Genomic DNA, 17710 nt, shown 5'->3' on the forward strand with positions numbered 1-17710 from the left:
GGGCATCCGCCGCAACGATCCGGAGACGGGTGCAATGGAGACAACGCTGCGAGGCGTCGGCGTGAGCCACGGGGTGGCGATCGGCGAGGTGCGGCACATGGGTACGGCGGTTCTGGAGCCGCCGGCGAGGCAGATCCCCGCGGATGAGGCGCCGCGCGAGCAGGGGCGGGCGCGGCAGGCCGTCGAGGCGGTGTCGGCCGATCTGATCGCGCGCGGCAACCTGGCCGGCGGTGAGGCGCAGGGCGTGCTCGAGGCGCAGGCGATGATGGCGCAGGACCCCGAGCTGATGGCGGATGTGGACCGTCGTATCGCGGTGGGCAGCACCGCGGAGCGCGCGGTGTACGACGCGTTCGCCGCCTACCGGGCGCTGCTGGCCGGTGCCGGCGAGTACCTCGCTGGGCGGGTTGCCGACCTGGACGACGTGCGGAACCGCATCGTGGCGCGGCTGCTGGGTGTGCCGATGCCCGGTGTGCCGGACAGCGACGAGCCGTATGTGCTGATCGCCCGGGACCTGGCGCCGGCCGACACGGCGTTGCTGGACCCGACGCTGGTGCTGGGCTTCGTCACCGAGGAGGGCGGGCCGACGAGCCACAGCGCGATCCTCGCCCGCGCCCTGGGGGTGCCGGCGGTGGTGGCGCTGCCGGGCGCCTGTGAGCTGGCCGAGGGCACCGTGGTCGCGGTCGACGGCAGCACCGGCGATGTCCATGTGGAGCCGAGTGCGGACAAGCGGGCCGAGCTGGCGAAGGCGGCCGAGGAGCGGAAGGCCGCGCTCGCCGCGTCGTCCGGGCCGGGCGCGACGTCGGACGGTCACAAGGTGCCGCTGCTGGCCAATGTCGGCGGTCCGGCGGACGTGCCGGCCGCGGTGGAGGCGGGCGCCGAGGGTGTCGGTCTGTTCCGGACGGAGTTCCTCTTCCTGGACGACAGCCAGCGGGCGCCGTCGGAGGAGAAGCAGATCGACGCCTACCGCCAGGTGCTGGAGGCCTTCCCCGAGGGCCGCGTGGTGGTGCGGGTACTGGACGCGGGCGCGGACAAGCCGCTGGACTTCCTGACTCCGGCGGACGAGCCGAACCCGGCGCTGGGTGTGCGGGGCCTGCGTACCCTGCTGGACCATCCCGAGGTGCTGCGGACCCAGCTGACCGCACTGGCCAAGGCCGCCGAGGGGCTGCCGGTCTACCTCGAGGTCATGGCGCCGATGGTGGCGGACCGGATCGACGCCAAGGCTTTCGCGGACGCGTGCCGGGAGGCCGGGCTGCGGGCGAAGTTCGGCGCGATGGTGGAGATCCCGTCGGCGGCGCTGCGGGCGCGCTCGATTCTCCAGGAGGTGGAGTTCCTGTCGCTGGGCACGAACGACCTGGCGCAGTACACCTTCGCCGCCGACCGGCAGGTCGGCGCGGTGTCGCGGCTGCAGGACCCCTGGCAGCCCGCGCTGCTGGACCTGGTGGCGGCTTCGGCCGAGGCGGCGCGCGCCGAGGGCAAGAGCTGTGGTGTGTGCGGCGAGGCGGCGGCCGATCCGCTGCTGGCGTGTGTGCTGACCGGCCTGGGGGTCACCAGCCTCTCCATGGGCGCCGCGTCCATTCCTTATGTGCGGTCCACGCTGGCCAAGCACACGCTCGCCCAGTGCGAGCGGGCCGCCGCGGCGGCGCGCGCGGCGGACACCGCCGACGAGGCCCGGCGGGCCGCGCAGGCGGTGCTGTCCGGCGAGTGAGCCCGTCGGCTTCAGGTCAGGGGCGTCCCGGTGTCCGGGGCGCCCCTTTGTCCTGCCCTCGTTTTCCGGCTTCGCGCCCCCTTCCGGTGGTGGCCCTGTGCTAGCGGTGCCCGTGCTCTTCCCGGGGGCGGGTGAGCGGGTATCCGGCGCGGTGCTCCACGCCGTGCTCGGGTGGGACGGGTTCGCCGGTCTCCGCGTCGGTGCAGTAGGCGGCGAAGACCTCCGCTTCGGTGAGCGGGCGCAGCCAGCCGCCGCTCAGCGCCCAGCCACGGACGGTCTCCGGCATGCCGTCGGCCATGGTCCGCATCACCACGCCTCCGGCGGTCTCGGTGACGATGCCGGCGGCGAGCACGGTGCTGAAATCCAGTGCTTCGGACTCGACCAGCCGGGGCGCCCCGGCCGTGCCCGCGGCCGTCCGCGGAATCTCCGCGTGCAACGCCGCGAGCAGCGGTGGCTCCGCTGCCGGGATGCTGCACGCGAGGTGGTGGAGTCCGGGGCCGGCCGCGTCGAGGAGCTTGCGTAACAGCGTCGCGGCACGGCGGAAGGCCACGTCCCCGAGGTCGGTGCCGCAGTCCGGGCAGTCTCCGGCGCGGACGAGCAGCTCGGTGGCCGATTCCCGGATCACTTGTCGGGTGACCGCGTCGAGGAGCTCGGGCACCAGGTCGTCGACGGGCTGGCCCGCGTACGTCACCGTGGCGCCGGCGGCCGCGACCCGGGCGACGTAGCGGGTGCGGCTGTCGGCGGTGTCCGGGTCGAGGCGGTTGTCCGCACAGAACTCCGCGTACCGCACGGGGTCGAAGAGGGCGACGGTGGTGTGCACCTCGCGGGCGGCCAGGTCCCGCAGCAGCCCCTGCACCTGCCGCAGATAGGTGGCGTGATCGTCGAAGGCGAAGGACCGGTAGCGGCGCATGGCCGCGAAATCCTCCTCGTCCACGAGCACGGCCACCGTGCTCGGCACTTCGCGGCGCAGCGCCTGCCGGGCGTGTCCGCGTGCGGTCCGTGGTCGTCGGCGGGCCTTCTTCGGGCAGGGGTTCCTGCCGTTCTTGCTGTTCTTGTTGTTTCTGCCGTTCTTGCTGTTGCGGCTGTTCCTGCGGGCGTTGTTGACGGGCGCCATGCCTCCCCCTCGGTGCGCGGTGATCAGTGCTCACTCACCGTAACCGGGGGCACTGACAGCGGGGTGGCGAGGCGGTCGCGGACCAGTCGGCGCTGGACGCAGCTGGTGGCGAGGAGCGCGCCGCCCAGCCCGAGCCAGCCGATCGGTCCGAGGGCGATGGCCCCGGTCACCGCGAGCGGGCCGGCGCTGCGCTGGACCGCCCCGCCGAGGCTGTGCACGCCGAGGTAGGCCCCCTGGGCCTGGACGGGGGCGAGGGCCACGGAGAGTTCCCAGGAGATGGTGGAGTGCAGCATCTCCGCGACGGTGAAGGCGGTGGCGGCCAGGGTGAGTGCGCCGATCGCGAGCCAGCCCGGGTCGAGGACGGAGGCGGCGAGTGCGCCGGCTCCGGCGAGGAAGATCGCGCCGAGGGGCCGCAGGGCGGTGCGTGCGCCGTCAGGGGTGGCGCCGAAGCGGGCGAACGGCACCTGGAAGAGGACTACCAGCACGTTGTTGAGGACGAGCAGCAGCGGGATCAGGCCGTGTGGCGCGTCGGTGGCGGTCGCGATCCACAGCGGCAGCCCGATCTTGAAGAAGGAGTCGTGCAGCATGAGCACGGCCTCGGTCGCCGAGTAGAGGAGGTAGGTGCGGTCGCGCCAGGGGGTGGGGGTGCGGTCGGGCTGCTCGGCGGGCTGGTCCGGGACTTCCGAGGTGGTGCGGGGGCCGGTGGTGACGACGCGTGCGGCTGAGGGCGGTTCCTGGCAGGTGAGGGTGATGAGCGCGGCCGCGACGAAGGAGAGGGCGTCGCCGATGAGCATGGCCCGGTAGGCGGTCGCGGTTCCGATGGTGAGGGCACCCGCCGCGGCGAGACCGCCGATGGCCCAGCCGAGGTTGGCGACGGTGCGGTTGATGGCCTGGTAGCGGGCTCGGTCGGGGCCGGCCACGCGGGTGGCGTAGAGCTTGGTGAGCACCGAGGAGGCCCGGTCGCCGAGGCTGCCGAGAGCGGTGATGGCGAGCAGCAGGCGCAGGTCTGTCGTGGTCAGCAGGGAAAGGGAGGCGATGGCGCGGATGGCCTGGACGGTGCAGAGCAGGGGGCGCAGCGGCACCCGGTCGGCGAGGTGTCCGGCGAGTGGCGGGCCGGCTATGCCGATGGCGCCGGCGACGGCGAGGAGCAGGCCGATCTGGGCGGCGGTGAGCCCGGCGACGTAGGTGAAGTACAGGGCTGCGGTCGCTCCCCAGAGTCCGGAGCCGATCCGGTCGACGAGCGCGACGACGAGCATCCGGCGGCCGTCGCGGCCGCCGGGGATGCGGGCGCGGAATGCGGTGAGGCTGGATGGCCGGCTCACCTGGTCCCCCCTTGACAGAATTTTTGTATTGATACATATTCTTCTCTGTGGCGACACAATATGAGATCACCGGTACCACCGCCAAGGGGATTGCCGCGTCCATCGAGCGCGGGGTGGCGGAGGGCGCGCTGCCGCCCGGCTCCGCCCTGCCGCCGGTACGCCGCCTCGCCGAGCGGCTCGGGGTGAGCCCCGGCACCGTGGCGACCACTTACAAGGAGCTCCGGCAGCGCGGCATCGTCGTCACTCAGGGGCGCGGCGGCACGGTCGTCGCGGCGGCCCCGGCGGTCGCCTCCCGGCGGCCGCCGCCGGTTCCGGACGGCGTGCGTGACCTGGCCGGTGGCCACCCGGACCCGGCGTTCCTGCCGGCCCTGCTGCCGCCGGCCCGGCTCTCCCCCGGCGCCCGCTCACACCGGTCGACGCCGCGGCTCGCGCGGCTGGAGGAGCTGACCCGGGCCTGGTTCGAAGCCGACGGCGTGCCGGGCGGGCAGGTGACCTTCGCGCACAGCGCGCTGGACTGCGTGGCGCGGCTGCTCGCGATCGAGCTGCGGCCGGGGGACGCGGTGGCGATGGAGGACCCGGGCTACCACCATCTGCTGGACCTGATCGCCGCCCTGGGGCTGCGCAGCCTGCCGGTGGCCGTCGATGACGAGGGGATGCGGCCGGAGGCGCTGCGGGCCGCGCTGCGGGCCGGCGCGCGAGCCGTCATCTGCAGCCCGCGGGCCCAGAACCCCTACGGCGGCTGCTTCTCCGAGCGGCGCCGCGACGACCTGGTGGCGGTGGTGCGGGCGGCCCCGGATGTGCTGGTGATCGAGAACGACTACGCCGCGGACATCGCCGGGGCGCCGCTGCACACGCTCACCACCAGCGGCCTGCCGCGGTGGGCACAGCTTCGTACGGTCACCAAGTACCTCGGCACCGACCTGCGGTGGGCCGCGCTGGCTTGCGACGCCACGACGCTGGCCCGGCACGATGGGCGGCTCCTGCTCACCTCGGGCTGGGTGAGCCATGTGCTTCAGGAGACGGTGACCCGGCTGATGGCGGATCCGGCGATGGACGAGCTGGTCGGCCGGGCGCGGGTGGCCTATGCGCGGCGGCGCACCGCGCTCATCGCGGAGCTGGCGGCCCGTGGGGTGACTGCGCACGGCGCGGGCGGGCTGAATGTGTGGGTGCCCGTGCGGGATGAGGCGGCGGTGGTCAACGGACTGCGCAGCCGCGGGTGGTGGGTGGCAGCCGGGGCGCGCTTCCGGATCGCGTCGGCGCCGGGGGTGCGGATCACCACGGCGGGGCTGCTGCCGGAGGAGGCGGTGCGGCTGGCGGAGGACTTCGCGGGGGTGTTGGGGGAGGCGCAGGCCACGTATGGGGGGTAGGGCCGCGAGTGGGGGGCTTGATGAGCGGGGTGGGGCTCGGTGGGCGGGTGGGGGCGCTGCGCGCGCGTGTTCCCCTACCCGCCCCTTCCCGCGCCGGGGCTCCGCCCCAGACCCCGGTCCTCAATCGCCGGACGGGCCGGATGGTTCGCCCGTCGGGCTGGATGGGCCGGGCCAGCTGGAATTGCCGGGTCAGCTTGACGGGCTGGTTTTGGCGAGGCGCTCGTAGAAGCGGAGGAGGTCCAGGTTGTCCACTGAGCCCGGGTTGACGGCCTTGTCCAGCGGGGTGCCCTGCATCAGCCGCTTGATCGGGACCTCGATGCGCTTGCCGGTGAGGGTGTGCGGGACGCCGGGTACCTCGATGACCTCGTCCGGGACGTGCCGGGGCGACAGCTGCTCACGGATGGTGCGCTTGATCCGGTCGCGCAGGGCGTCGTCGAGGGTGGCGCCTTCGGCGAGGTGGACGAAGAGCGGCATCCAGTAGCCACCGCCCGGCTGTTCGACGCCGATGACCAGCGACTCGCGGATCTCCGGGAGGCGTTCGACGGCCTCGTAGATGTCGGCCGAGCCCATCCGGACGCCCTGCCGGTTGAGGGTGGAGTCGGAGCGGCCGTGGATGACGACGCTGCCGCGCGAGGTGAGGGTGATCCAGTCGCCGTGCCGCCACACCCCCGGGAACATCTCGAAGTAGCTGTCGCGGTAGCGGCTGCCGTCGGGGTCGTTCCAGAAGTGGATCGGCATCGAGGGCATGGGGCGGGTGACGACCAGTTCGCCGACCTCGTCGATCACCGGCTTGCCGTGCGCGTCCCACGCCTGGAGGTCCGTGCCCAGGCAGGGGGCCTGGAGTTCACCGATGTGCACCGGGAGGGTGGCGACCGCGCCGGCGAAGCAGCTGCACACGTCCGTGCCGCCGCTCACGGAGGCGATCCACATGTCCTCGGCGACCTCGTCGTGGATCCAGCGGAAGCCGTCCGGCGGCAGCGGGGAGCCGGTGGTGGCGACGCAGCCGATCCGGGACAGGTCGAAGTCCCGGCCGGGCCGGACCCCGTCCTTGCGGCAGGCCATGATGTACGCGGCGGAGGTGCCGAAGATCGTGGCGCCGGTGCGCTCGGCGACCCGCCACTGGGCCGCGGTGTCCGGATAGCCGGGGCTGCCGTCGTAGAGCACGACCGTGGTGCCGACCAGCAGGCCGGAGATGAGGAAGTTCCACATCATCCAGCCGGTCGAGGTGTACCAGAAGAACCGGTCACCGGGGCCGAGGTCGGTGTGCAGACCCAGCTGCTTGAGGTGTTCCAGCAGGATGCCGCCCTGGGACTGGACGATGGCCTTGGGCAGCCCGGTGGTGCCGGAGGAGTACAGGACCCACAGCGGGTGGTCGAAGGGGACCTGCTCGAAGACCGGCTCGGTCGCGTCCCCGGCGAGCTCGTCCCACTCCAGGGCGCCTTCGGGGGCTTCGGTGCCCAGCAGCGGAATGTGCACGACCGCGCGCAGCGTGGGCAGCTCCCGGCGCAGCTCGGCCACGGTCTCGGTGCGGTCGTGCGTCTTGCCGCCGTAGCGGTAGCCGTCGACGGTGAACAGCACCACCGGCTCGACCTGCTGGAAGCGGTCCAGAACACTGCGGGCGCCGAAGTCGGGGGCGCAGGAGGTCCACACCGCGCCGACGGCCGCGGTGGCGAGCAGGGCGACGGCGGCCTGCGGGACGTTGGGGACGTAACCGCTGACCCGGTCGCCGGGGCGCACGCCCAGCCTGCGCAGCGCGGCGGCGAGCGAGCCGACCTGGCCGCGCAGCTCGGCCCAGCTGATCGGGCGGGGCTCGTGCGTCTCGTCGACGTGGAGCAGGGCGGGCTCATCGGCGCGCGCCGGGTCCTCGGCGGCGCGCAGCGCGTGCTCGGCGTAGTTCAGGGTGGCGCCGGGGAACCACGTCGCGCCCGGCATCCCGGTATCGCCGAGCACGCTCTGGTACGGGGTGGCGAAGCGCACGTCGAACCACTCGGCGACGGCCTGCCAGAAGCGCTCCAGCTGCTCGGTGGACCAGCGGTGCAGCGCGGCGTAGCTCGCGGCCGGGTCGCCGGGGATCCCGGCGGGCGCGCCGTGCCGCTCGGCCGCCCACGCCTGGAAGCGGGTGACCTGGGCGGCGGCGATCCGGTCGTCGCCGGGCTGCCACAGGGGCACCGGCGAGTCCTCCGGCGGGGTGGCTGGCTGCGGTGCGGTCGTCATCATCGGCTCCCGGACTGTGCGCGTGGTGTGCGTCGGCGCGCGCCCGGCTTGGGTGTGCGCGTGACGCGGCTCAGCAGACGATGCCATGTGATCACTCCGTGCACCAGAGCCGCCCGCCCGGACCCCGCTCACACCCCGCTCGCGAAACGATGTGGCGGGATGTGGGTCTACCTCGAGTGAACGGCAGTTGAACGCGCCGCGATCCTCGAGTCGGCGATGGCAGGCTGATCAGCATGGATGCGCGTGACCTGGTGCGGTCGGTGAAATTGGTCGGTACGGCGCAGGGGCTGCGCTCGGTGCGGTCGGCGTGGCGGCGCCGGCGTGCCGACGCGGTCGGGCTGCCGCGACGGGGCACGGAGCTCGCCCGGGTGCCGGGGGCCGCGCTGGGGGCCGATCCTGAGCCGGGCGGCGGCCTGGTGCGGTTCACGCGGTCCACGCTGCGGGTGCGGGTGGCGGCGGGCGGCGCGGTGTTCTGCGGCTGGGACGGTGCCGAGCCGGAGCCGTCGTACGCGCTGGCCGGCTCGTGCCCGGCGGTGGACGAGCGGGCGGTGCTGGAGCCGGACACCGACGGCGGCTGGCGGGTGGTGTCGGAACGGGTGACGGTCGCGGTGTCCCGGGTGGGTGCGGTGGAGGTGCGCACGCCGGGCGGCGTGGTGCTGCGCCGTGATCTGCCGCCGCGCTGGTGGGAGCCGGCGGCCGCGGGCGGGCAGCGGGCGGACGGAGGCGAGAGAGCGACGCCGCCTGACGGGGCGGGTGCCGGGCCGGCGCCCGACGGGAACGGGCCGGCGGCGCACGGTGCCGTCGCGGAAGCCGGGCGAGGGGCGGGCACGGTGGGGGCGGCCGCGGCACGGCGGCCTGACGGGGGCGGAGGGGCGGAGCCGCCCGGCGGGAACGGGACGGGGCCGGGGCCGGGGGCCGGTGGGGCGGCGGGTGGGGCACCGCGGTGGATGCAGCGGTCGGAGGTGGCGGCGGACGCGCGGTTCTTCGGGCTGGGCGGCCGGGCGGCGGGGCCGCGGCTGCGGGACGGCTCGTACCGGCTGTGGAACACCGATCCGGGCGGCAGTTTCGAGCCGGGCGACGACCCGCTGTACCTGACCATGCCGGTGCAGCTGGTGGTCGCCGACGCGGGCACGCACCTGGTCTTCCACGACAACTCCTGGGACGGGACGGTGACCCTGCACGAGGGCCGGGAGGGCGCCGGGTCCGGGCACGACCGGCCCGGCCGCTGCCGGCTGCGGATGGAGGGCGGCCCGCTGCGCTACTGGGTGATCGTCGGCACCCCGGCGCGCGTGCTGCACGGCTGGACGGCGCTGACCGGCGCGCCCGCGCTGCCGCCGGCCTGGGCGCTGGGCCACCAGCACGCCCGCTGGGGGTTCGACGACGAGCGGGAGGTGCGGCGGGTGGTCGCGGGCTACCAGGAGCGGGGGCTGCCGCTCTCCGCGCTCCACCTGGACATCGACCACTACCGGGGGCACCGGGTCTTCACCGTGGACACCGCGCGGTTCCCGGATCTTCCGGGGCTGGCGGCGGGGCTGCGGGAGCAGGGGGTGCGGCTGGTGTCGATCGTCGACCCGGCGGTGAAGGTGGAGCCGGGCGAGCGGATCTACGACGAGGGAGCGGCCGCGGACGCGTTCGTGCGGGATGCCCGGGGGCGCCGGGTGCGCGGGGTGGTGTGGCCGGGTGAGGCGGTGTTCCCTGATTTCACCGATCCGCGGGTGCGCGAGTGGTGGGGCGGGCTGTACGCGGAGCGGCTGGCGCAGGGCTTCTCCGGGGTGTGGCACGACATGAACGAGCCGGTGTCGTTCGCGGCCTTCGGCGATCCGACGCTGCCGCGCTCGGCCCGGCACGCGCTGGAGGGCCGGGGCGGCGATCACCGGGAGGCGCACAACGTCTACGCGCTGGCGATGGCGCGCGCCGGGTACGAGGGGCTGCGCCGGCTGCGCCCGCAACAGCGGCCGTTTCTCTTCTCGCGCTCGGGTTGGGCGGGGATGCAGCGGTACGGCGGCACCTGGTCGGGCGATGTGGCGACCGGCTGGTCGGGGCTGCGCGCCTCGCTGGCGCTGGTGCTGGGGCTCGGGCTGTGCGGGGTGCCCTATTCGGGGCCGGATGTGGGCGGCTTCACCGGCACCCCCTCGCCGGAGCTGTATCTGCGCTGGTTCCAGCTCGCCGCGTATCTGCCGCTGTTCCGGACCCATTCGGCGATCTGGGCGGGGCGGCGGGAGCCGTGGGAGTTCGGGCCGCAGGTCCTGGAGCACGCGGCGGCCGCGCTGCGGGCACGGCAGCGGCTGATGCCGTACTTCGTCACGCTGGCCCATGTGGCACGGCGCACCGGGGCGCCGTATGTGCGGCCGGTGTGGTGGCGCCGGCCGCAGGACCGGGCGCTGCGCGACTGCGAGGACGCGTTCCTCCTCGGTGACTCGCTGCTGGTCGCGCCGGTGCTGGAGGAGGGTGCGCGGGAGCGGTCGGTGCGGCTGCCGCGCGGCCGCTGGTACGACACGGTGACCGGCCGCGCCTTCGAGGGGCCGGCCCAGGTGCGGGTGGCGGCACCGCTGGCGCGGCCCGTGGTGCTGGCCCGGGCCGGCTCGGTGGTGCCGGTGGCGGGCGAGGACGGCGCGGTGGAACTGGAGGTGTGGCCGCCGGCCGTGGGGCGCACCGGCGGTGGGCTGCTGATCACCGATCCGGGCGACGGATGGGAGGAGCCGACGGTGGCGCGGTTCACCACGCGGCTGCGCGACGGTGAGCTGGTGGTGGAGCAGGAGGGGGCGGAGAAGGTGGAGTACCCGGTGCGGGTGCGGGGCGCCCTGCCGGGCACCCTCTGAGGAACACCACGCGCCGGCGGGGCGGCGAACGAGCGGCCCTTGTCGGGCGCCTGACGAACTGGTATCTGAAAGGGCCATGCCACGACTTGCCACCGCACTGCGCGCGCTCCTGCCCGTCGCCGCCTTGATGGCCGTCGCCGCGCCCGCCCCGGCGCAGGCGCGGCCGGAGCCGAAGGCGCCCGAGGAGTTCGTGGCCTTGAGCGAGGTGGATCCCACGATCCGGCAGGAGATCCGCTACTTCACCGCGCACAACTTCACCGGCCACCGGATCGACGGCTACCGCAAGCCGATGTGCATCCTGACCCGCCCCGCCGCCGAGGCGCTGCACCGGGCGCAGCGCACCCTGCTGCGGCGCGGCTACACCCTCAAGGTGTACGACTGCTACCGGCCGCAGCGGGCGGTCGACTCCTTCGTGGCGTGGGCGAAGGACCTCGGCGACCAGGCGATGAAGGAGGAGTTCTATCCGGACGTGGACAAGTCCCGGCTCTTCCTGGACGGGTACATCGCGGAGAAGTCGGGGCACAGCCGGGGCAGCACCGTCGACCTGACGGTCGTGAAGCTGCCCGTCGTGCCGACGCGCCCTTATGTGCCGGGCGAGCGGCTGGTGCGCTGCCACGCGCCGCAGGCGGAGCGCTTCCCCGACAACTCGGTGGACATGGGCACCGGGTTCGACTGCTTCGACACCCTCTCCCACACCCTGGATCCGCGGATCCAGGGTGAGCAGCGGGCCAATCGGCTGCTGTTGAAGAACACCCTGGAGGGGGTCGGATTCGTCAATCTGCCCGAGGAGTGGTGGCACTACACCTTCAAACCGGAGCCGTTCCCGGACACGTACTTCGACTTCCCCGTCTCCCGGCGGTCGCTGGCCGGCCGTGCGCCGCGGGCTTCGAATGGCGCGTGAACTCCGCGTGAACCGGGCCGGGTTGAGGACGCGTGCGGTCCATCCTGGCTGCCGTGCTCTCCTGGACGGACGATCTCCGCTTCGCCTATCAGCCCGTCGTGAACCTCACCACCGCCTCGGTCACCGCGCTGGAGGTGCTCGCCCGCCCGGAGACCGGTGATGTGCTGGCGGCGGCCCGCCGGGATCCGCGGCTGGACGCCGAGCTCGCCGCGCTGGCGGTGCGCGCCGCCGCGCGGCAGGAGACCCTGCTGCCCCTGCATGTGAACGTCTTCGCCTCGACCGTGGCGGAGCTGCCCGAGATGACACCGCTGTGCCGGGCGGTACGGCACAGCGGGCGGCGCCCTTACGAGATCACCCTCGATCTCGGGCCGCCCTACACCCAGGTGCCGCAGCGTGCTCTGGTGGCGGCCGTGCGGCGGCTGCGCGAGCTGGGCTACCGGGTGTGCGTGGACGGGGTGGGCGACGGCGATGTGCCGCTGCGGCTGCTCACCCGGCTCGCCCCCGACCTGGTCAAGCTGGATCCCACCCTGATCGCGGCGCTTCCGGCGGACGCGGCCTCCCGGTCGGCGGTCAGCGCCATGCGGGCGCTGTGCGACGGTCTGGGCGCGCTGCTGAGCGCGGAGGGCGTGGAGACCGAGCGGCAGTGCACCGCCGCGCGTGAGGCGGGGGCGCAGCTGGCGCAGGGCAATCTCTTCGCGCCGCCGGCGCGCCGCCCGGCCGCCGAGGTCTACCACCCGGTGCCGGCCGCCGGGCCGCCGGTCGCCGTGGATCCCGGCGGGCCGCGGATCGCGCAGTTCGTGCGGCCCGCCGCGCTGCTGCCGCTGTCCGCGTCCGCCGATCGTGTCCGTACGCTGCTCACCGGCTCCCCGGATCTGGCGGTGGTGCTGGTGGACGGCGAGGGGGTGCCGGTGCGCGCCGTGCACCGGGACCGGTTCCTGCTGTCGCTGTCCGGGCGGTACGGGCACGCGCTGTACGCGGACCGGCCCGCGCAGCGGCTCGCGGACCGCCCGCGGACGGTGCCGCTGGAGGCCACCGCCTGGGAGGTGCTGGATGTGGTCGCGGCCGGTGAGCCGGCGCGTACCGGGGACGATGTGGCCGTGGTCGACCGGGTGGGCCGGTGCGTGGGGGTGGTGCATCTGGCGGACATCGTGCGGGCGCTGGCGGAGAGCCGGGTGGAGGAGGCGGTGCGCCTCAACCCGCTGACCCGGCTGCCCGGTTCGGACGCGGTCAACGCGGAGGTCGACCGGCGGATCGCGGACGGCCGGGCGTTCGCGCTGAGCTGGCTGGATGTGGATGGTTTCAAACAGGTCAACGATGGTGCGGGGTTCGCGGCCGGGGACGAGCTGATCCGCTCGGTGGGCCGTGCGCTGGCGGACGCCGCGGCCGGCCGGCGCTCCGCCCGGATCGGGCACATCGGCGGCGACGACTTCCTGGTGCTGACCGAGCCGGACGGTCCCGAGGGACCCGATCCGATCGCGGCCGCCGTCCTCGACGTGCCCTGGACGGCGGGGAGCATGGCGGTGACGTTGTCGCTGGCCACCGTGGTGTGTCCGCCGGGCAGCGTCGCCGACCACCATCAGGCCGCGGCCTGCCTGGCGCCGCTGAAGAAGTCGGCGAAGTCGCTGCGCGGGGCGAGTTGGGTGGTGGGCCGGCCGCGCTCGGCCGGGGTGGAGACGCGTCGCGGCGGGGCGGTTGCCGGGCCGGGCCGGTGCCCGGACGCCGCCCGCCAGGTGCCCGCGCCCGGCTGAGCGGGCGGCGGGCGGACGCGGCGCGGCCCGGCGGTCCGGAGGGACGCGGCAGGGCCCGTACCCCGGGGTACGGGGTGCGGGCCCTGTCAGGGACGGCTGGGTTCAGCGTTGCATGGCGGAGACCAGCATGGCGTGCTCGACGACCGAGATGAGGACCTCTTTGACGGACTCCCGCTCGCGCGCGTCGCAGAGCACGACCGGGGTCTGCGCTTCGAGGTCGAGGGCGTCGCGCACCGCCTGCTCCGGGTAGCGGGGCGCGCCTTCGAAGCAGTTGACGGCCACCGTGAAGGCGATGCCGCGCCGCTCGAAGTAGTCGACGGCGGCGAAGCAGTCCTCCAGCCGCCGGGTGTCCGCCAGCACGACCGCGCCCAGCGCTCCGGTCGACAGCTCGTCCCACAGGAACCAGAAGCGGTCCTGTCCGGGCGTGCCGAAGAGGTAGAGCACCAGGTCTTCGCGGAGCGTGATGCGCCCGAAGTCCATGGCGACGGTCGTGGTGCGCTTGGCTTCCACCCCGGCGATGTCGTCGACCGGCCGCCCGGCCTCGCTGAGCAGTTCCTCGGTGCGCAGCGGCTTGATCTCGCTGACCGCCCCCACCAGGGTCGTCTTCCCGGCGCCGAATCCGCCCGCCACCAGGATCTTCAGCGTGACCGGGTCGGCTGGTGGGGTTTCGACCGGATGGGTAAGGCCACGGTCAGAGTGCCCGTAGACCATTGATCACCTCGCGCAGAATCCTCTCGTCCGGCAGTTCCGCCGGAGGTACGGGCCGGGACACTCGGACGAGCGCCGCGTGCAGCAGATCGCCTATGAGCACCCGCACGACGCCGACCGGCAGGTCGAGTTCGGCGGCGAGCTCGGCGACGGACAGAGGGGTGCCCCGGCTCAGTTCGACGATGTCGACGTGCTCGGGTGACAGTGTCTGATCGGGGACCGACCGGCTGTCCACCCGGTCGGCGACGACGACCGCGATGAGGTCGAGCTTCTCCTCGGCCGCGCTGCGGGTGCGGCCGCGGGTCATGGCGTACGGGCGGACCACAGGGCCCGCCGCGTCGTCGAACCAGCCCTCATTGGCCTCCGTCATGTCACCCCGTCACCCGCCGGAGCGCGGCGCCGTGCCCAGATGGACGCCGACCCGCTTGACCAGCAGCGTCATTTCGTAGGCGACCTGTCCGACGTCGGAGTCGGCGTCGGCGAGCACGGCCAGGCAGCTGCCGTCGCCGGCCGCGGTGACGAACAGGAAGGCGTCGTCGAGCTCGACGATGGTCTGCCGGACCCGTCCGACGTCGAAGTGGCGTCCGACGCCCTTGGCGAGGCTGTGGAAGCCGGAGGCGACGGCGGCCAGGTGCTCCCCGTCCTCGCGTGACAGGTCGCGTGATCCGCCGGTGGGCAGCCCGTCCCCGGAGAGCACCAGCGCCTTGCGGATGCTCCCCACCCGCCCGACGAGTTCGTCGAGCAGCCAGTTCAACTCGCCCGACTTCGCCGGTGTGTTGTGGGCTGCGGCGTTCGGTGCGGTCATCGACCGTCCCCCTCGTAGTTCGTTCCTGGTGCCATCTGCGCTTGACCGCCGAGCGTGTCGGAGGTCTGCCGCCGACCGCGCTGCCAACCCCGTTGGAGCGAGGCCATGGTGGCCCTCGCCTGTTCGGCATCGCGCTCGGGATCGGTCGTTTCGGCAGGGTATCGCTCCGCCTCGGTCCGGGGAGCGGGGTCGTTCTTCAACTGCGGGGCGAGGCTGGCCTGCCGTACGCGGCGCGGCAGCCCCGGCGGGGTGGCGTTCGGTGCGGGCATGGTGGGCTCCCCGGGCGCCGCGGCCGGTCCGGGCTCGGCGGCCCATGTCGGTACGGGCGGCTGCGGGCCCGCCTGGTGCTGGTGCGGGCCGGACTGGTCCTGGCCGGTGTGGAGCGGGCTCGTCTGGTGCGGGCCCGTCTGGTGCTGGTGCGGCTCGGGGTACTGCCCGTAGCTCTGTACCGGGCCCGCCAGGGGCGGGGGCACCGGGGTCGCGCGCGGGGCGGGGTCGGCGCCGGGCCGCCGCTCGGCGCCGGTTCCCGCGTGCCCCTCCCAGCCGGGCGTGTCCTGGTCCCGGCGGGGAGCGGCGTGCCGGCCCGGGCGGGGGCCGCCGACCGGGCGGCCGTGGTCGGAGACCAGCACCGGCGGCACCCGGCGCGGCAGCGGTGCCGGGCCGTTGGTCCGGGCCGGCTGCGGGCCCTGGGGAGCCGGCTGGTGGTGGTCCGGCCGCTCCTGCGGCACCGAGGGCAACGGCTGGATGACCGGGGTGTGCGGGGCGGGGCGGGCCGGCGGCAGGGACGGCAGGCCGCGGCTGCGGAACAGGCCGCCCGCCTCCTCCTCGTCCTCCAGCGCGTCCCGCGGCGCGCTGTCCACGAACCGGCTGACCGGTGCCTCGAGCTCGACCGGGCCGTCGAGCCGCGAGGAGTTGCGGGCCGCGCGGTCCGGGAAGACCGCGTGGATGTCGCCGATGGCGTGCCGGCCGGCGCCGGCCGGGCCCTGCTCGTCGTAGCCGCTGTCGTCGGCGTCCTTGTCCACCTCGCCGCCCTCGGTGAGCAGCTTGGAGGGGATGAGCAGCACCGCGGTGGTGCCGCCGTACGGGGACGGCTGGAGCGAGACCTTCACGCCCTGGCGCTCGGCGAGGCGGCTGACCACGAAGAGGCCGAGCCGGTCGGTGTCGGAGAGCTCGAAGTCCGGGGTTTCGGCGAGCCGCAGGTTCGCCTCCAGCAGGGCGTCGGGCGCCATGCCCAGACCGCGGTCGTGGATCTCCAGGGTGAAGCCGTTGGCGACCCGCTCACCGAGCACCTGCACCGCGGTGTGCGGCGGGGAGAAGACCGTGGCGTTCTCCAGCAGTTCGGCGATCAGGTGGGTGAGGTCGCCGACGGCGGGGCCGTTGACGGCCAGCCGCGGCAGGCGGCGTACCTCGATCCGCTCGTAGTCCTCGACCTCGGCGACGGCCGCGCGCACCACGTCCATCAGCTGGATGGGTTTGCGCCACTGCCGGGAGGGGGCCGCGCCGGAGAGGATGACCAGGCCCTCGGCGTGCCGCCGCATGCGGGTGGTCATGTGGTCCAGGCGGAAGAGGTCGGCGAGCTCGTCGGTGTCCTCGGTGCGCCGCTCCATCTCGTCCAGCAGCGTCAGCTGCCGGTGCAGCAGCACCTGGCTGCGGCGGGCGAGGTTGACGAAGACCTCGGAGACGCCGTGCCGGAGTTCGGCCTGTTTGACGGCGGCCTCGACGGCGGCCCGCTGCACGGTGTTGAGGGCCTGGCCGACCTGGCCCATCTCGTCGTTGCCGTACTCCAGGCGGGGCGCCTCGGTCTCGATGTCGACCTGCTCGCCGGAGGCGAGGCGGCGCATCACGCTGGGCAGGCGGACGGTGGCGACCTCCTGGGCGTCCTTGCGGAGGCCGGACAGGTCGCGGATGAGGGCCCGGCCGATGCGGAACGACACGAAGACGGAGGCCAGCAGGGAGAGGAAGCCGAGGATGCCGGCCGCGCCGGCCTGGATGAGGACGCTCTGGGCCTCGGGTTCGACGCGGTCGTGGAAGCGGTCCATCGCCTCGTTGTTGAGCCGGTCGAGGTCGTCCATGACGGACTTGGCGGCGAAGTCCCAGTCCTTCTTGCCCACCGCGTGCAGGGCCCGGGAGGGGTCGCGGTGGCCGAGGATCGCCTCTTCGGCGATCCGCAGGGCCTGCGGTGCCGAGCTGTTCTTGCGGTAGCCGAGGAAGATCTTCTGGTCGGAGGCGGGCAGGACGGGCATGTTGAGCGACTGCACCAGGTTGCGCTCGGCGACCAGGTCGCCCATCGCGCGCAGCGTCTCCATGTCCATCTTGTTCGCGGTGACCGCGGCGGTGTAGAGCGCGTCCTCGCGGGAGAGCGCCTCCCGGCCACGGATCATCGCGATCAACGCGCGGCCCTGCTTGTCGAGTTCGGCGTCCGGCACCGAGTGCAGCGAGCTGCGCAGGTTGTAGCAGAGGTCGACCAGGTTGTTGTAGTAGATGAAGGCGTTCTTGGGGCTGATCGCGCGGTCCTCGACCTGGCGGCGCAGGTTCTCCAGACCGTCGGCCTTCTCCAGGATCTCGCTCAGCAGGGTCTTGGCATCGCTGGTCAACTTGTCGCGCGTGTCGCCGTCTTCGGCGGTGGCGCGGACCTTGTCGATGACCTGGTTGGTCTTCTGCTGCCGGGCGTGCAGGACGGGGATCACATCGGACTGCCGCGGGTCGGCCAGGAAGATCAGGGCCTGGCGGCGCTCGACCTGGATGGCCTTCACGGCGTCCTCGACCGGGTAACCGACGTCGTCGACGATGTCCGCGGCATCGAGCAGCTGCATCGCTTCGCGACCGGTGATCACTGTGGCGAACGCCCAGATTGCCGTCAGTGAGACGAGCGGCACCAGCAACAGCGCCACGATCTTCCGGCGGATGGATTTCCCGCGAAAGCGCATGGCCTCCCCAACGTCAACCCCGAAGCACGGGGGCTAAGTTCCGACAACAAGCGGGCGCGAGCCTACTACCGTGAGTAGGC

General features: G+C 73.8%; 12 protein-coding genes. 5 read left to right on the top strand and 7 right to left on the bottom strand.

The genetic code is table 11. The features are described from left to right. The first annotated feature begins 34 nt into the window (after window positions 1-34). Window positions 35-1705, top strand: coding sequence for a phosphoenolpyruvate--protein phosphotransferase (gene ptsP, locus AC4BDD_RS03030; RefSeq protein ID WP_490689402.1), 1671 nt, complete (start codon window positions 35-37; stop codon window positions 1703-1705). 100 nt (window positions 1706-1805) lie between these two features. Here ptsP and AC4BDD_RS03035 read toward each other — a convergent pair whose 3' ends face one another. Further along, complete coding sequence (locus AC4BDD_RS03035; RefSeq protein ID WP_490689403.1) at window positions 1806-2819, bottom strand: DUF8829 domain-containing protein; 1014 nt, start codon at window positions 2817-2819, stop codon at window positions 1806-1808. Window positions 2820-2842: 23 nt separating this feature from the next. Continuing rightward, window positions 2843-4141, bottom strand: coding sequence for an MFS transporter (locus AC4BDD_RS03040; protein WP_490689404.1), 1299 nt, complete (start codon window positions 4139-4141; stop codon window positions 2843-2845). A 47-nt stretch (window positions 4142-4188) separates the two neighbouring features. Here AC4BDD_RS03040 and AC4BDD_RS03045 point away from each other — a divergent pair, with 47 nt between their 5' ends. After that, window positions 4189-5508 carry an aminotransferase class I/II-fold pyridoxal phosphate-dependent enzyme gene (locus AC4BDD_RS03045; protein ID WP_490689405.1) on the top strand — a complete coding sequence of 440 codons (1320 nt, stop codon included), beginning with the start codon at window positions 4189-4191 and terminating at the stop codon, window positions 5506-5508. A 189-nt stretch (window positions 5509-5697) separates the two neighbouring features. Here AC4BDD_RS03045 and AC4BDD_RS03050 read toward each other — a convergent pair whose 3' ends face one another. Next, the gene (locus AC4BDD_RS03050) at window positions 5698-7722 is read right to left on the bottom strand and encodes an acetoacetate--CoA ligase (RefSeq protein ID WP_490689406.1); all 2025 of its coding nucleotides are present in this window, start codon (window positions 7720-7722) and stop codon (window positions 5698-5700) included. A gap of 233 nt (window positions 7723-7955) precedes the next feature. Between AC4BDD_RS03050 and AC4BDD_RS03055 the strand changes: the two genes are divergently transcribed. From AC4BDD_RS03055 to AC4BDD_RS03065, 3 genes are all read left to right on the top strand, one after another. Then, window positions 7956-10541, top strand: a complete 2586-nt coding sequence (locus AC4BDD_RS03055; RefSeq protein ID WP_490689407.1) for a glycoside hydrolase family 31 protein — start codon at window positions 7956-7958, stop codon at window positions 10539-10541. Window positions 10542-10617: 76 nt separating this feature from the next. Then, the gene (locus AC4BDD_RS03060; RefSeq protein WP_490689408.1) at window positions 10618-11442 is read left to right on the top strand and encodes a M15 family metallopeptidase; all 825 of its coding nucleotides are present in this window, start codon (window positions 10618-10620) and stop codon (window positions 11440-11442) included. Between the two features lie 53 nt (window positions 11443-11495). Continuing rightward, window positions 11496-13190 (top strand): GGDEF domain-containing protein, encoded by a 1695-nt coding sequence (locus AC4BDD_RS03065; protein WP_490691631.1) that lies wholly within the window; start codon window positions 11496-11498, stop codon window positions 13188-13190. Window positions 13191-13292: 102 nt separating this feature from the next. On the opposite strand, the gene AC4BDD_RS03070 is transcribed toward AC4BDD_RS03065, so the two are convergent. From AC4BDD_RS03070 to AC4BDD_RS03085, 4 genes are read right to left on the bottom strand one after another with little or no spacing between them, the layout of a single operon-like run. After that, window positions 13293-13901, bottom strand: a complete 609-nt coding sequence (locus AC4BDD_RS03070) for a GTP-binding protein (RefSeq protein ID WP_490689409.1) — start codon at window positions 13899-13901, stop codon at window positions 13293-13295. After that, on the bottom strand, window positions 13882-14268 hold the full coding sequence (locus tag AC4BDD_RS03075; RefSeq protein WP_490689410.1) for a DUF742 domain-containing protein: 387 nt from the start codon (window positions 14266-14268) through the stop codon (window positions 13882-13884). Before AC4BDD_RS03075 ends, AC4BDD_RS03070 begins: the two co-directional genes overlap by 20 nt. Window positions 14269-14277: 9 nt before the next feature. Beyond that, window positions 14278-14703: a roadblock/LC7 domain-containing protein gene (locus tag AC4BDD_RS03080; protein WP_490689411.1), complete on the bottom strand. Its 426-nt coding sequence runs from the start codon at window positions 14701-14703 to the stop codon at window positions 14278-14280. Beyond that, on the bottom strand, window positions 14700-17630 hold the full coding sequence (locus AC4BDD_RS03085; protein ID WP_490689412.1) for a nitrate- and nitrite sensing domain-containing protein: 2931 nt from the start codon (window positions 17628-17630) through the stop codon (window positions 14700-14702). Before AC4BDD_RS03085 ends, AC4BDD_RS03080 begins: the two co-directional genes overlap by 4 nt. Window positions 17631-17710 lie beyond the last annotated feature (80 nt).

It is taken from the genome of Streptomyces sp. JLBT605 (assembly GCF_058215555.1).